We start from the raw sequence: 15087 nt of genomic DNA, 5'->3' as shown, positions 1-15087 counted from the left end.
TGGCACAATCCGACCATTCGCTGAGGCTGCGGCGCGATGGGGATGCGCATATCTTCCAGACGTGCCAAACAGGGCAGGTTATTTTTATCAATATATTGCCTGACAATCATGATGCTGAGAATCCTCGCTTTTCTGGACCTGTGTCGCCAATGGCGCCATGCGTTGAAACAACACCTCTCCTTTTCCGGCCCCCGATTTCGCAGGCGGCCATCACCCCTGCCATTGGCGAATTCAGACAGCCCCGCAGACGATCCATCGGAAACGGATGATGGAGCGCGGCGGCCGGTTTCCTGGCTCGGCCTTGGGCAAAGCTTTAGTGCGGTGGATATGGCGGACTGTGACAGGGCGCGTTTGCCGGCCGAGTGAGGCTAACGTCGTTTTTCCAAGTCTGGAACAAAACCCTGACCTCAATGATTAGATCAACAGGGTTACAGGGAGTGAACGACATGGCCAGAGAAAATGCCAGCTATCTCGACGGTCGGGATGCGCCGAAAAGCGAAACGGCAATGCGTGCGCGGCAGGGATCGCGCGGCCGTCCCGTGCTTGTCATTCTGATCGTCAGCGTGCTTCTTGCATTGGTGGTTTGGGCCGTTGTCGAATATTCGGTTTTCGAACCCGACGAGAACCTGCCGCAGAACCCGCAGAACCCGCAGACTGAGACTGCGCCCGCCCCGCAGGATTCGACCGGAGCACCGCAAAACCCGTGACCACCATGGCGTGAAGTTTTTTCGCACCGGTGATAATTTTCATGGAACCAGATCGCGCCCGATTTCATTTCACGCAAAGTGACAGGAATCGGGGGTTTCATTCATGGCAGTCACCGTCACTGCAGTTGTTCTCACGCTGATCGGTCTTGCGCTGTTCGGTTTCGGCTCTCAGCTCGTCATGCTGGGCGGGAGCTTCTATTACGTGCTTTCCGGACTGGCCTTTCTGCTGACGGCCATTCTGCTGTTCAAGCGCAATCGCGCAGCCCTTCACGTCTATGCCGTCTTCATTGTCGCGACGCTTGCCTGGGCCATCTGGGAAGTCGGCTTCGACTGGTGGCAACTTGGTCCGCGCGGCGGCATCATCATTCTCATCGGTCTCTGGCTTCTGGTTCCCTGGGTCAGAAAGCCGCTCGGTTTTTCGAGCCCGACCGGGCTTAGCTACGGGCCGAATGCCTGGCCGCTTGCCCTTTCCGTCCTTGCCTCCATCGTCGTGGCCGGATATTCCATGGCGCAGGATCCGCACGATACGGCAGGTTCCCTGCCTCAGGAAACGGCCTCTGCCACGCCCGCCTATGGCGGCAATGTGCCTGACGGTGACTGGCATCAATATGGCCGCACGCCCTATGGCCAGCGTTATTCGCCGCTCACCCAGGTCAATGTCGACAATGTCTCGCAGCTCAAGGAAGCCTGGCGTTACCAGACGGGCGATGTGAAGTTGCCCGATGATGTGGGCGAAACCACCTATCAGGTGACGCCGCTCAAGATCGGCAACACGCTTTATATCTGCACGCCGCATAATTGGGCGATTGCAATCGATGCCGCCACCGGCAAGGAAAAGTGGAAATACGACCCGAATGTCGGCCTCAATCCGGATCGCCAGCACCAGACCTGCCGCGGCGTTTCCTATTATGCCGAGCCGAATGCCGCTCAAGGCACGGCCTGCGCCGAGCGCGTCTACCTGCCGACCTCGGATGCGCGGCTGATCGCGCTTGACGCCGCCACCGGTCAGGTCTGCACGTCCTTTGCCGATCAGGGTGTGCTGCATCTTGAGCAGGGCATGAAATACAATCCCGCCGGTTATTATTATTCGACCTCGCCGCCCGTCATCGTGGCGGGCAAGATCATCATCGGCGGTGCAGTGAACGACAACTATTCCACGCAGGAACAGTCCGGCGTCATCCGTGCTTTCGATGTGAACAGCGGCGCGCTCGTCTGGAACTGGGATTCCGGCAACCCGGCGAAAACCGAACCGATTGCGGCGGGTGAAACCTACACCACCAATTCGCCCAACAGCTGGTCGGTCTTCAGTTACGATGAAGGCCTCGGCCTCGTTTATATCCCGCTCGGCAATCAGGTGCCGGATCAGCTCGGCATGGGCCGCAGCGAGAATGTGGAGAAATATTCCTCCTCCATCGTCGCGCTGGATATAAACACCGGCAAGGATCGCTGGGTGCGCCAGACGGTTCATCACGATCTCTGGGATATGGACGTGCCGGCCCAGCCGGTGCTGCTCGACATCACCAAGGATGGCCAGACCGTGCCGGCTCTCGTCGGCCCCACCAAGCAGGGCGATATCTACGTTCTCGACCGGCGCACCGGCGAGCCGCTTCTGCCTATCACCGAAGAACCCGCGCCGGGTGGCGCCATCCCGGAGGACTTCACCTCCCCGACGCAACCGACGACGGCCTTGTCCTTCAAGCCGGAGCCATTGCAGGAAAAGGACATGTGGGGCGTCTCCATGTTCGATCAGCTCGCCTGCCGGATTCGCTTCCATCAGCTGAACTACAAGGGCCGCTATACGCCGCCTTCGCTGACCGGCTCGATCATCTATCCCGGCAATTTCGGCACCTTTAACTGGGGCAGCGTGGCGGTCGATCCGGAGCGTCAGGTGATGTTCGGCATGCCGACCTATCTCGCCTTCACCTCGCGGCTCGTGCCGCGCGCCGACATTCCGCCGAAGGGTCAGGACGAAAAGGGTAGCGAACAGGGCTTGAACCGCAACGACGGCGCGCCCTATGGCGTGTTCATGGGCCCGTTCCTCGGCCCGCTGAAAATCCCCTGCCAGGCCCCGCCATGGGGTTACGTCGCGGGTGCTGACCTGCGTACCGGCGATATCGCCTACAAGCACAAGAACGGCACGGTCCATGATATGACGCCGCTGCCGCTGCCCTTCAAACTGGGCGTGCCGGGCATTGGCGGGCCGATGATCACCAAGGGCGGCGTAGCCTTCCTCGGTGCTGCCGTCGACAACTATCTGCGCGCCTATGACCTGACGACCGGCAGGCAGCTTTGGGAAGCGCGCCTGCCGGCCGGCGGTCAGGCGACGCCGATGACCTATGCGCTGGATGGCGGCAAGCAATATGTGGTGATGGTTGCGGGTGGTCACGGCTCCGTCGGAACCAAGCCGGGCGACTATGTGATCGCCTATACCCTGCCGTAATTTCTGCAGGTTTCAACACACATAAAAAACCGGAATGGTCGCCCATTCCGGTTTTTTGTTTGTGTTTCAGACAGCGTCATGCCGCCTTTTTCTGGGCCGCCGCATTGATCGAAGTCTTGGCGAGCGAAGTCAGCGCGTCATCGGTCTTGGACTCTTCCTTCAGCGTGGCGTCCAGCAGGGAAACGACATTGCCGTGTCCAAGCTTTTCCGCCCAGGCCTTCAACGTGCCGTAGCGGGCGATCTCGTAATGCTCGACCGCCTGCGCCGACGAGATGAGACCGGCATCGAGAGCCGCGGTGCCCTTGAAATCGTCGATGATCTCCTCACCCTCGGCAATGATGCCCTGGATCGCTTCGCAGGTCTTGCCCTGCGCCCGCCTGCCGATGATCTCGAACACTTCCTGCAGGCGTTCGATGTGTCCCTGCGTTTCTTCCTTGTGTTTTTCAAAGGCCTGTTTCAGCTTCGGATCGGTTGCCGCCCGGGCCATTTTCGGCAGGGCTTTCAGGATCTGCCTCTCGGCGTAATAGATATCCTTCAGCGTATCGTAAAACAGGTCGTCGAGTTTCTTCTCGGCCATTGTTCCTTCTCCCATGTGTGAAAATGCATGACGTACGCCCATGCGCACGGGAGACAAACCCTTTGCTGCGCCCATGGTTCCGGCTCGGTTGCGCGCAACGTTTATATTGCCGCGCGGAACCAACGCGCCTCTGCGAACTTAGTGTGAAGAAATTTCGGGAGGAGACGCCACAGTGCCCCAGAGCCTTGCAGAAGAATTTTCCATGAATATTTCCATCCCCTTCGAGGTGCTGCTGGTGCGCGTGTTCGGTGCGGTCATCCTGTGTGGCTTGATCGGTCTGGAACGTGAGTTTCACAAGAACACGGCCGGCCTGCGCACCAACATGCTGATCGGCCTTGCCGCCGTCACCTTCTGCGTCATCACCATTCACATGATGGAGACGATGGCGGAAGGCCATGAGGCCGCGCGGCTCGACCCCATCCGGCTGGTGGAGGCCGTGACGGCGGGCATCGCCTTTCTCGCGGCGGGTGTGGTCGTTTATACCAGAGGCGATGTCAAAGGCCTGACGACGGGCGCCAGCATGTGGCTTTCGGCGGCAATCGGCCTCTCTGCCGGCCTTGGCATGTGGCCGCTCGCTCTTCTCGCTTCTGTAATGGGCATTGTCGTTCTGTGGACGCTGCGCCGCATACAGGTGGCGGCGGGCATCAAGGAGGAATGAACGACGTTAGCCGAAGCGGAAAAGATCGGCGTCGGGATCCTTGCCGCCATTGACGGCGGCGGCCACGATTTCAGCGGCGATCTGGCTGAAAGTGATGCCGTTGCCGCCGAAACCCATCACGGCATAGACGTTGTTCATTCCGGGCACAGCGCCAATCAGCGGCAGGCCGGTGGTGGTCGTGCCGAAGGCGGCTGCCCAGCGATATTCCGGCTTTCCCATATCGATGCCGAGAAGCTTTTCGATCTTGCGGCGGATTGTCTCGGCCTTGGCGGCGAGCTTGCGCTCCGACTGGTAGGCGGTGGGGTTTTCCTCGTCCTCGCCTCCGGCGATCATCCGCCCCTCGCGGTCGGTGCGCAGGTAGAGATAGGGATCGGACGCCTCCCAGACGATATGGTTCTCCAGCCAGTCGGGTAGGTCGAGCCCCTTTCTGCTCGCCAGCGCCCAGGTGGAAATGATCTGGTGTTTCGGGCTCTCCAGCATTTTCAGGAATTCATAGCCGGTGCAGAAAACGACATTGCGCGCTGAAAGAATTTTGCCGCCGGCGGTGGCAAGGACAACCTCGTCGCCGAGGTTTCTGAGATCGGTGATCTCAAGCTGGGAGACGATTTCGGCGCCGGCGCCCGCCGTGTGGCGCAGCAGGCCGGCCGTCAGCTGCGCGGGATTGGCGGAGGCCGAAATATCGCTGAGGATGGCCCCGGTCCGGTGCAAGCCGTATTGCTCTCTCAGTTCCGCGGCGGTGAGAAAGCGGGCCTCGATGCCCGCTTCTTTGCGGGCTGCCGCTTCGGCCTTCAACGCGCGCGATCCCATTTCGTCTCCAGCCAGATAAAGGGCCTGTTTGCGCCTCATGCTGCAGGAAATGCCGAGCGAAGAAACGATTTCCTCCAGCCGCAGGACGGCGCGGGCGGAACGCTGCCATGCCCTGTCAGCCGCGTGCCTGCCGATCATCTTTCGAAGCTGTGTCAGCGGCGTGTCGATTTCGTGCTGGATCATCGCGGTGCTGGCGACGCTGCTGCCCATGACCGGCTCGCGCCGGTCGACGATCAGCATCGATTGACCCGGTCGTTGCAGGGCGTGGGACACCAGCGCGCCGCTGATACCGGCGCCGACGACGATCGTGTCGTAACGGTCGGCCTCCGGCGTGTGCCTGCTGCGGACGCCGATGCGCGGCGTATCCGCCCACACGGGCTTTGAATCCCTGAGGTCGCGTTCTTTCGTCAGTTCCGATGTCGGCATGAAATCATCCTGAAAGGTGTCACGGCTCGGTATAGCCGGCGACATTGATGGTGAGCGTTGCGCTGCGGGGATCGTTGCGGAAGAAAAGCGTGCCGGTGTCGCGAGACTCCGAGGCGACGTAATCGAATGTCACATCGGCGCTCTCCAGCGTTGCGCCGTTTTGCTGCAGGTCGCCGCGCACCTGCACCTGCGCCGCCGTCGTCATGGACAGGTTGCGGATATCGAACCGCACCCGGTATTGCCCGGCCTGCGCCTCCACACCGGTAACGGCGATTTCGAAGCGGGCATCCTCCGGCCTGTAGCGATAAATGTCATAGCCGATCCAGCCGAGCATGGCGGCGACAAGAAGCGTGCAGATGGCGCCCGTCAGCCATTCCACCCAGTGGGGCTCGGGGCTTTCCGTATGTTTGCGGCCCTTGGATATCGTCATCTTGTCCTCACAGGATCAACCGGGCGGAGGCCGCGCCGATCGAGGCGGGGACGCCGAGAATGACGGCGGCATTCATGATCTGCGACAGCGAGGTGTGGTCGAGGCGCTCGAAGGTCCAGAGCGTATAGATGCTGATGGCGATGGCGATGACATAGCCGGGCAGGGTGAAGCGGATGAAGGATTGCCACCACTTCTGCCCTTCGTGAAGCTGGTGCGAGCCCTTGAAGTGAAGCGCGTAGACAAAGCCATGCATGATGGCGACCGAGAGCAGGCAAAGCGCCAGAATGTGATAGGGCGTCACCTTATAGGCGATCAGGATCATTTCTTCCGTCGGCGCGACATTGAGGCTGAGGAAAAGCGCGCCGACCACCATCATGAACAGTTCGTGCAGATAACCCGTCTCGCCGGAATATTCGCCCTCCTCTTCATCCTCCGCGTCGGAATGCTGGCCGAGCTGGCTGCGCCCAAGCAACGCGCCGATGCTGGCTGGAACGGATTGCAGCGCAATCTTGGCGACGATGTTGGAGGCGGTGATCTGGTCGTTCAGAATGCCGAACAGCAGCAGCACGGCGGCACTGACCGCAATGCCCAGCCCATAGGCCGTTATCGCATCGCGCAGCGCCTGGCTCCAGGAGTGAACATTTTCGAAACCGATGCGGCGGGCGAGAAGCAACAGCAGCGGCAGGTTGAGGATGCAGAGCAGGAGAAGCCGCCAGGAATTGACGTAAAGGCCGAGAAACCACATTTCCATGGTCATCAGCATGGGCAGGGCAAACAGCAATGCACCCGCCGTGCCGCGCGCGAGGCCGATCAGAAATTGCCCGACCTCGTCATCGTCCGCATCTCTTCGATTGATCGCCGCCACCATGCCGCCCCCTGTCCAGAGCGATAACGCAATGGCGTTTTTCCGGTTCCGTGGGTTTATTTCGCGGGGTCGATGAGAGCGATGCCGAATTCCGGGCGATAGCTGCGCCGCAATTCCGCAGGTGTTTCGCGGATGACGACTTCCAGCGTCGGCCGCACCACCCCTTTTAGAAAATGGCCGCCCTTGGTGGAGCCATCGGCAAAGCCCAGAACCACATGCAGGTGCGGATTGGGCGTGTCGTTCTCGTCAAGGGTGATATCGCCGAGCAGGCTCAGAACCTCGCTCTGGTCGGTGACCGGTATTTCCTTATAGTCCTGCGTCGAAAGATCGAAAAAGGCGAGTGTTGCCGTGGCGGAGGCGCCGATCGCGCTCACCGAGGCGGCGTTGATATTCTCGGCCCTGGCAAAGCGCCTGATGGCCTCGAAGGCTTCTTCCTCGGGATCGATGACGAGGATAAAGGTGCGCTCCGCGCCGCTTGCCAGCAATCTGCTTTTCATGTCTTCCTCCCAAATAGAAGTGCCGCCGGGAAACCGGCGGCACGGGAATAGGGTGCGTGTCTTAAGCGGCGCGGCGTTCGTGGCGGCCTTCCTCGACCTCTTCCACGATCTTGGCGACGAAGGCATCGAGATCGTCAGGGCTGCGGGAGGTAATGATCCCCTTGTCGGTCACCACTTTTTCATCCTTCCAGTTGGCGCCGGCGTTCTTGAGGTCGGTCTTGATCGACCAATAGGAGGTGGCGTCGCGGCCACGCAGGGCGTCGGCTTCTACAAGCAGCCAGGGTGCGTGGCAGATAGCGGCCACCACCTTGCCGGATTTGATGAAATCACGCACCACCCGCATCGCATCCTCGTCATGGCGCAGAACGTCCGGATTGATCTGGCCGCCGGGAAGAACCAGCGCGTCAAAATCTTCGGTTTTTACGGTCTTGGCGGATAGATCGACGGCGATGCTGTCGCCCCAGTTCTTCTTGTCCCAGCTCCTGATCTCGCCCTCCTTGATGGAGGCGATCTTGACGTCCGCACCTTTGGCCTGCAGCCGGTCATAGGGCACGCGCAATTCGGAACGCTCATAGCCGTCCGTTGCGAGAATGAGGATTTTTGCAGCGTTGATGGCAGTCATGTCTGTCTCCTTCTGGGTTCACTTGCCCTTGTCGGAATTCATGGAGGGTAGGAAAAATTCCACGTCCTTGAGGCGCTCCGCGTCGAGATTTTCGATGTGCGTTTGCCAGAACCGTTCGGCTTCCGCCGGTTCGTGCTGCCATTGGCGCACGAAGGTCTTGTTGTCGTCGATCATCACCTGACGCGTGCCGCCGAGACGCAAATATTCTTCCGCAAGTTTGCGTGTTTCGGTCTTTTCCATGTCGCGGCTCCTTGTGCGTGGAAAGCGGGAACGGAGGGGTGCCGGATGGGTAAGAAGCTCGGCTGCCATTTCGTTGGCCACCGGGAGAAAACGGAAAAATCCCGATGTTCTTCAGCGCCATCGCGTCCGTTTGACACGGCGGCCCCTCCTGCTGGAACAACGTGAGCTTTCCCGTAAGGTTCCGCAGTTTTTTCCAGCGGCGTCGTTGCCGAAGCCGAATATATCGCGCGCAATTTTTACCGGAACAAACGGGCATGTCCCGCTGTTTTATCCCCGATGCAGGGGAGGCAGCATGGCAGCCAGACAGAGTGACGGTGAATACCGCGGTGACAACGAAAACAAGGGTTTCTGGTCGATCGATTTCGGCAACTCACCGGTTATCGGCACGGCCATTCACGACGGTCATCGCATTAGACCGGACGTATCCGGGCTCATCGCCCTTTCCCCGGAACAGCGGCTGCGGGAGGAAGACCCTTTCACCGGTGAGATGGTTGCGGGACTGACGAACCGTCTCGTCGTTCACCATTCGCGATTCGAAATCGATCTCAACCGTGCGGCCGATCAGGCGATCTATCTGAAGCCGGAACAATCCTGGGGGCTTGAGGTCTGGAAAGAGGAGCCGGCGCGGGAAGCCATCCGGCAATCGCTCGATTTTCACGCCGACTATTATGCGATGCTGGAGACCGTGCTCTCTGCAATCGAAAGGCGGCACGGCGCTTTCGTGGTGCTGGATGTGCACAGCTATAATCATCGCCGGCAGGGCGCCGCCGCGCCGCCGACGGCGCAGGCGGAGGCGCCCGATATCAATATCGGCACCTTTTCCATGGATCGCAGCCGCTGGGGCGATATCGTGAGCGCGGTCGGGCATCATTTCGCGTCAGCGACCATCGGCGGACGCCGCCTCGATGTTCGCGAGAACGTGGCGTTTCAGGGTAAGGGGGAGCAGACCCGTTTCATCCATGAAAGGTTCGCCGAAAATGGTTGCGCCATCGCGGTCGAGTTCAAGAAATTCTTCATGGACGAGTGGACGGGAAAGCCGGATACGCGTGTGGTGGCGGATATTCGCCAAGCGATCGCAGCACTCCAGCCGGTACTCGAAGAGTGCCTGAGGTCGCGGCGATGAACCTCTCCTCCGCCCGCAGCGCACCGTCTCCCATCGCCGATCTGGTCGATGACGTCGTGTCCTGCCTCGAAGCCGGCAAGGCCATCCGCCGCGATGTCGGCAAAGACGGTCGTCTGCATATCGACCGGCCGCTGCCGTTCCTCTGCCTGCATCTGACGGGCGGCACGAAAAATCTCGCCGCCCGCGATATCGCCGCCGCCCATGCCTCCTATCTGATCGCGTCGACCATTCAGGAGGCTGCGCCGCTGATTGAGGCCGTTGGCGCGGTCATGCGGCAGCGTTTCGGCGCTTTCATGGTCCTCGATATCGGCGAGCTGGAGCATGATATCCTGCTGGCCGACGATTCGCCTTTCCTGCCGCATTATGAGGTTTCCGTCTCGGCGACGGCTGAGCCAGAAACGCAGAATGCCCGCCGGGTCTTTATCAAGGCGGTTTGTGAAGCCGAGGTACGCTTTCGCACGCCGCGCATCACCCGGCCGGAGCCGGATGCCGATCCAGTTCTGCGCTTCAAGAAAGCCGGCCTCGATTTTCCCTGTATCGGCGTGCGTTTTGCGCCGATCTACCGCCAGCCGGAATCCGGTGCGGACTATCCGGGCCTGCGGGTGACGATGATCGCCGATCTTTTCGATGCCGGCCTGCAGGCTTTTTCATCCTTCGCTTCGGGCAAGGACGCGCTCAAGGTCACCAGCCATCGGGCGCTGGGGCGCAAGGCCTTCGTCGATGCCGTCAGGCGTGCCGACCGGTCCGTCGACGATATTGTTTCATCCTTCGATTTTCTGCTTTCCGTCACGCCCATCAATGCCCGCCGGGCCTTCGAGGAGTTTCGCGATGGCGGCTTTCAGTTCGCGCCGCGCCTGCTCTACCGGCCGCTCGGCGTCGATGTCGAGGAGCAGAAACGCAAGCTTTATTCCGTTGTTTTCGATCATCTGGAAGACCCGGTGCTCTATAATCTCTACCGGGAGAAACAGCAGGAGATCGATCTGCAACTGACGATGCTTGCCAATCTGCACCATCGCACCTTCACCGATTTTTCACGCGCCCTTTATGGCGCTGTCGAACCGGCCCTCCTTCAGCTGGCGCTGCGGGTGCTTGCGGATTGCCCGCGCGGGGAGGAGACCAGTGAAATCGCCATGGTCGATTGTTACGCGGTCGCGAAGAAGTCGCGGGAGATGGTCGAGACCTATCTTGCGGAAGACCCGGAATTCAAGGCGCGCGTCGAAATCCGCGACGACCTGCCGCCGGGCCTGATGGTGACGGGCGAGAAGCTTCTGATTTCCCGCCACACCGTCATGGAACAGCGCCGTGTCGAGGCGCTGCTGTCGCATGAGATCGGCGTGCATCTTCTCACCTATTTCAACGGCTCGTTTCAGGGGCTGCGGCTCTTCCGCACCGGCCTTTCCGGTTACGAGGGCGTGCAGGAGGGGCTGGCGGTGCTGGCGGAACATCTGGCCGGCGGCATGACGCGTGAGCGCCTGCGGCTGATCGCCGGTCGCGTTATCGGCTGCGCCGCCATGCTGGATGGGGCGAGCTTCGTGGAGACCTTCCGCACCATGACCCGCGATCACGGTTTCGATGAGGCCGGGGCCTTTAACATGGTGCTGCGCATCTATCGCGGCGGCGGCCTTTCCAAGGACGCGATCTATCTGCGCGGGCTGGCGGAGGTGCTGGAGCATCTGCGCAGGGGCGGGGCGCTCGATCCGTTCTGGATGGGCAAGATCGCCGCCGCCCATTTTCCGGTGATGCAGGAGCTTGCCCTGCGCGGCCTGCTTCGCCCGCCGGGCGTCAGGCCCGCATTCCTGCTGCCCGCCAAGGCCAATGAACGGCTGGAAAAAATACGGGCGGGATTATCCATTGCCGAACTGGCGACATTATAGGAGGGGCTTCATGCGTATCGCATTTTTCGTCAATTCCATCGAAACCGAGGGACCGAATTACGCGACCGGCCTGCTTGCTATGGCCGCGCTCAATCGCGGCCACGAGGTGGTCTATCTGACGCCCGGCGATTTTACGTTGCGCTCGGATGACAGTTTGACCATTCACGCCACCGTGCTGCCGAAGGGTAAAGTCAAGAAAGGCGAGACGTTCCATTCCACACTTCAGGACAAGGCGCTGGAGCGGCGGACCATGGATGTGGAGGAAATCGATGCGCTGATGCTGCGCAACGACCCCTCACTCGACCAGACGACGCGGCCATGGGCGGTGCATGCCGGCATCCTGTTCGGGCGGCTTGCCGAACAGCGCGGTGTCGTGGTGCTGAACGATCCCGAAGGTCTGGCGCTCGCGCAAAACAAGCTCTATTTCCAGAGCTTTCCCGAAATCGTCCGCCCGACCACAATCATTTCGCGCAATGTCGAGGAAATCCGCGCCTTTGCCGACGCGCACCCCAAGGGCGTCATCGTCAAGCCGCTGCAGGGCTCCGGCGGCAAGAATGTCTTCAAGATCGGCTCCAGCAAGGAGACCAATCTCAACCAGATTTTCGAGGCGGTGAGCCTCGAAGGTTATCTGATCGCGCAGGCCTATCTGCCGGCCGCCAAGGATGGCGATATCCGTTTCTTCATGATGAATGGCCGCCCGTTGATGCGTGAAGGCAAATATGCCGCCCTTCGCCGCGTGCCGGCCAAGGGCGACCTGCGCTCCAATATCCATGCCCATGGCACGGCGGAGGCGGCGACGGTGACCGATGAAATCGTGGCGCTTGCCGAAATGGTGCGGCCGAAGCTGGTGGAGGACGGCATGTTCCTCGTCGGGCTCGATATCGTCGGTGACAAGATACTGGAAGTGAACGTCTTTTCCCCGGGCGGACTTTCCAATATCCGCGATCTCACCGAGATGAATTTCAGCGACACGATCATCGAGGCCGTGGAAACCAAGATCACCATGCAGAGCGCTTCCGGCGGCACCATCTCCAACCGACTGCTGGCGACGCTGTGAGGTTATTCCCGTAATTCGGCCGGATGCATCTCGCGATACCAGGCGACGAGGGCCTTGATGCCTTCCTCGACCGGGGTTTGCGGAACGTAGCCGGTCAATGCCTTCAGAAGATCGGGCGAGGCGAAGGTGCGGGGAACATCGCCCTGCTGCATCGGCAGCATGTTGCGGATCGCGGGTTTCCCGACCGCCTTTTCGACCGTCTCGACGAAATGCATCAGCTCCACCGGCTGGCCGCCGCCGATATTGACCACGCGGAAGGGCGCGTGGTGCGAGAGCGTGTCGGTGACACCTTCCTGTGTAACACGGTTTTCCTCGGAAGGGATGACCGCGCTCAATCGGACGATGCCTTCCACGAGATCGTCGATATAGGTGAAATCGCGGCTCATATTGCCTTGCCCGTAAATATCGATCGGTCGGCCGTTGGAAACGGCGTCGACGAATTTGATCGGCGCCATGTCCGGCCGCCCCCATGGGCCGTAGACCGTGAAGAAGCGGAAGGCGGTGGTGGGCAGCTTGTGCAGATGGGCATAGCTGTGCGCCATCAGCTCCATCGATTTTTTGGTGGCGGCATAAAGCGTCATCGGCTCGTCGGCCTTGTCGCTTTCCGCAAAGGGGATTTTCTCGTTGGCGCCGTAGATGGAGGAAGTAGACGCCAGCATCAGGTGCTTGACCTCAAGGCTTCTGGCGAGCTCCAGCATGTTGAACGAGCCGATGAGATTGGAATCGATATAGGCCCGCGGATTTTCAAGGCTGTAACGGACGCCCGCCTGTGCGGCGAGGTGGATGATGATCTCCGGTTCGGCGGCCTCCGCCGCGCGCTTCAGCGCATCCGTATCTTCCAGCATGCCGATTTCGGCCCGGAAGCCGTTGGAGCGGGAAAGAATGGCGTGGCGTTTTTCCTTGAGACTGACATCGTAATATTTCGTCATGCCGTCGAAGCCGGTCACGAAATGGCCGGCGTCCAACAGCCGCTTGGCAACATAAAAGCCGATGAAGCCAGCCGTGCCGGTAACCAGATAACGCATGATGATTATATCCCGAATCCGTTGGTGCGTTTGCGGTCTGACCGAAGCGCAGAAAACCTTTTAATGAAATGGCGAAAACGAAACCTCTATGCGCCCTTGTCGGAACCGCCTTCATGCGGACGGCCGACGGCGGCATAGATGAAACCATGCGCGGCGACCTCATCCGTGCGGTAGATATTGCGCAGGTCCACCAGCACCGGATGTTTCATGATCGCCTTCAGCCGCGGCAGGTCGAGCGCGCGGAACTGGTTCCATTCCGTCACGATCACCACGGCGTCGGCATCTTCCGCCGCCTCGTAGGGGCCGGCCGCGTATTCGATGTCTTCCATCAGGTGGCGGGCATTCGCCATGCCTTCCGGGTCGTAACCGACCACCTTCGCACCGCCGTCCTGCAGGGTCTGGATGATGGCGATTGCCGGGCTGTCGCGCATGTCGTCGGTATTCGGCTTGAAGGTCAGCCCAAGCACGGCGATCTTCTTGCCGCGCACATCGCCGCCCACCGCATTGATGACCTTGCGGCCCATGGCGCGTTTGCGGTTGTCGTTGATGGCGATGGTGGTCTCGATCAGCCGCACCGGCGCATCATAATCCTGCGCGGTCTTGGCAAGCGCCAGCGTGTCCTTCGGGAAACAGGAGCCGCCATAACCGGGGCCGGCATGCAGGAATTTCGAACCGATGCGGCCATCGAGACCGATGCCGCGCGAGACATCCTGCACATTGGCGCCGACCTTTTCGCAGAGGTCAGCCATCTCGTTGATGAAGGTGATCTTCATCGCCAGAAAGGCGTTGGCGGCATATTTGATGAGTTCGGAAGCGCGCCTTGTGGTGAAGAGCAGCGGCGACTGGTTGAGATAGAGCGGGCGGTAAACCTCGGTCATCACGGGGCGGGCGCGCTCATCCGATAGGCCAACGACGATGCGGTCCGGCCGCTTGAAATCTTCGATGGCGGCCCCTTCGCGCAGGAATTCCGGGTTGGAAACGACGGCAAAATCGGCCGAGGGGTTTTCCTCTTGGATGATACGCTCCACCTCGTCGCCGGTGCCGACGGGAACGGTGGATTTGGTGACGATGACCGTGAAACCATCAAGCGCATGGGCGATTTCCTTCGCCGCCGCATAGACATAACCGAGATCGGCATGGCCATCGCCGCGCCGCGAGGGCGTGCCGACCGCGATGAAGACGACATCGGCATTGGCAACGGCTGCGGAAAGATCGGTGGTGAAGCTCAACCGCCCGGCCTTGGCATTGTTGGCGACGATGGTCTCCAGACCCGGTTCGAAGATCGGAATATGGCCGTTTTTCAGGGCCTCGATCTTCTCCGGCATCTTGTCGACGCAGACCACGTCATGGCCGAAATCGGCAAAACACGCGCCGGACACAAGGCCGACATAACCCGAACCGATCATCACAATCCGCATTCTTTTTCCTTTCGGTTAGCGAGGCCATGGTAACGCAGCAATATCAGCCGGGGAAATCGGCGGATGAAAATCGCATGATAATATTTAGCCGCCTTCATGCCCGTCGCCAAGCGCCACGATCAACACCGGCTAACCTCTTTCCATGACGGGGATGTGATGGCCATGGCGGGACAAATTTGCCGCACCTTGCAGCCATTTGCACTGGCCGGGTCCAATCGGGCAATTTTACTTCTTTTGCGGCTTGCACTCATAGGTAGCCGGGTCTAGCCATAGGACTGAGGATCAAATCTGCCAGACTGTCTGTCCCTTCAAGGGGCGTCC

The 15087-nt window shown here is 60.4% G+C and carries 15 protein-coding genes; 6 read left to right on the top strand and 9 right to left on the bottom strand.

Annotated elements, in window-relative coordinates; translation table 11 throughout:
* The first annotated feature begins 446 nt into the window (after window positions 1-446).
* Window positions 447-707: a hypothetical protein gene (locus tag L901_RS11940; protein ID WP_059756868.1), complete on the top strand. Its 261-nt coding sequence runs from the start codon at window positions 447-449 to the stop codon at window positions 705-707.
* Window positions 708-810: 103 nt separating this feature from the next.
* Window positions 811-3147 carry a glucose/quinate/shikimate family membrane-bound PQQ-dependent dehydrogenase gene (locus L901_RS11935; protein ID WP_059756865.1) on the top strand — a complete coding sequence of 779 codons (2337 nt, stop codon included), beginning with the start codon at window positions 811-813 and terminating at the stop codon, window positions 3145-3147.
* Between the two features lie 76 nt (window positions 3148-3223).
* Here L901_RS11935 and L901_RS11930 read toward each other — a convergent pair whose 3' ends face one another.
* A complete protein-coding gene (locus tag L901_RS11930; protein ID WP_020811535.1) occupies window positions 3224-3724 on the bottom strand; it encodes a ferritin-like domain-containing protein in 501 nt (166 codons plus the stop codon).
* A gap of 172 nt (window positions 3725-3896) precedes the next feature.
* Here L901_RS11930 and L901_RS11925 point away from each other — a divergent pair, with 172 nt between their 5' ends.
* Entirely contained in the window at window positions 3897-4382 is a 486-nt protein-coding gene (locus L901_RS11925; RefSeq protein ID WP_059756862.1) for an MgtC/SapB family protein, read from the top strand.
* A 6-nt stretch (window positions 4383-4388) separates the two neighbouring features.
* Here L901_RS11925 and L901_RS11920 read toward each other — a convergent pair whose 3' ends face one another.
* From L901_RS11920 to L901_RS11895, 6 genes are all read right to left on the bottom strand, one after another.
* Window positions 4389-5615: an FAD-binding oxidoreductase gene (locus tag L901_RS11920; RefSeq protein ID WP_059756999.1), complete on the bottom strand. Its 1227-nt coding sequence runs from the start codon at window positions 5613-5615 to the stop codon at window positions 4389-4391.
* A 19-nt stretch (window positions 5616-5634) separates the two neighbouring features.
* Window positions 5635-6045: a TIGR02588 family protein gene (locus L901_RS11915; RefSeq protein ID WP_059756861.1), complete on the bottom strand. Its 411-nt coding sequence runs from the start codon at window positions 6043-6045 to the stop codon at window positions 5635-5637.
* A 7-nt stretch (window positions 6046-6052) separates the two neighbouring features.
* Window positions 6053-6913, bottom strand: a complete 861-nt coding sequence (locus L901_RS11910; protein WP_059756858.1) for a TIGR02587 family membrane protein — start codon at window positions 6911-6913, stop codon at window positions 6053-6055.
* Between the two features lie 53 nt (window positions 6914-6966).
* Complete coding sequence (locus L901_RS11905; RefSeq protein ID WP_059756855.1) at window positions 6967-7407, bottom strand: PPC domain-containing DNA-binding protein; 441 nt, start codon at window positions 7405-7407, stop codon at window positions 6967-6969.
* 61 nt (window positions 7408-7468) lie between these two features.
* Window positions 7469-8029 carry a type 1 glutamine amidotransferase domain-containing protein gene (locus L901_RS11900; RefSeq protein ID WP_059756853.1) on the bottom strand — a complete coding sequence of 187 codons (561 nt, stop codon included), beginning with the start codon at window positions 8027-8029 and terminating at the stop codon, window positions 7469-7471.
* An 18-nt stretch (window positions 8030-8047) separates the two neighbouring features.
* Window positions 8048-8269, bottom strand: a complete 222-nt coding sequence (locus L901_RS11895; protein ID WP_020811542.1) for a hypothetical protein — start codon at window positions 8267-8269, stop codon at window positions 8048-8050.
* A gap of 292 nt (window positions 8270-8561) precedes the next feature.
* On the opposite strand from L901_RS11895, the gene L901_RS11890 reads away from it, so the two are divergent.
* From L901_RS11890 to L901_RS11880, 3 genes are read left to right on the top strand one after another with little or no spacing between them, the layout of a single operon-like run.
* Complete coding sequence (locus L901_RS11890) at window positions 8562-9392, top strand: N-formylglutamate amidohydrolase (protein ID WP_059756850.1); 831 nt, start codon at window positions 8562-8564, stop codon at window positions 9390-9392.
* Window positions 9389-11266, top strand: coding sequence for a flavohemoglobin expression-modulating QEGLA motif protein (locus tag L901_RS11885; RefSeq protein ID WP_059756847.1), 1878 nt, complete (start codon window positions 9389-9391; stop codon window positions 11264-11266). Before L901_RS11890 ends, L901_RS11885 begins: the two co-directional genes overlap by 4 nt.
* Window positions 11267-11276: 10 nt before the next feature.
* Window positions 11277-12323: a glutathione synthase gene (locus tag L901_RS11880; protein ID WP_059756844.1), complete on the top strand. Its 1047-nt coding sequence runs from the start codon at window positions 11277-11279 to the stop codon at window positions 12321-12323.
* Window positions 12324-12325: 2 nt separating this feature from the next.
* On the opposite strand, the gene L901_RS11875 is transcribed toward L901_RS11880, so the two are convergent.
* Together L901_RS11875 and L901_RS11870 are read right to left on the bottom strand one after the other, a co-directional pair.
* The gene (locus tag L901_RS11875) at window positions 12326-13348 is read right to left on the bottom strand and encodes an NAD-dependent epimerase (RefSeq protein ID WP_059756841.1); all 1023 of its coding nucleotides are present in this window, start codon (window positions 13346-13348) and stop codon (window positions 12326-12328) included.
* Window positions 13349-13434: 86 nt separating this feature from the next.
* The gene (locus L901_RS11870) at window positions 13435-14766 is read right to left on the bottom strand and encodes a UDP-glucose/GDP-mannose dehydrogenase family protein (protein ID WP_059756839.1); all 1332 of its coding nucleotides are present in this window, start codon (window positions 14764-14766) and stop codon (window positions 13435-13437) included.
* Between the last annotated feature and the right edge of the window lie 321 nt (window positions 14767-15087).

This window comes from Agrobacterium sp. D14 (assembly GCF_001526505.1).
Lineage (GTDB): Bacteria > Pseudomonadota > Alphaproteobacteria > Rhizobiales > Rhizobiaceae > Agrobacterium > Agrobacterium leguminum.
Note: the sequence above shows the minus strand (reverse complement) of the source record. Positions and strands in the feature narration are given on the sequence as shown.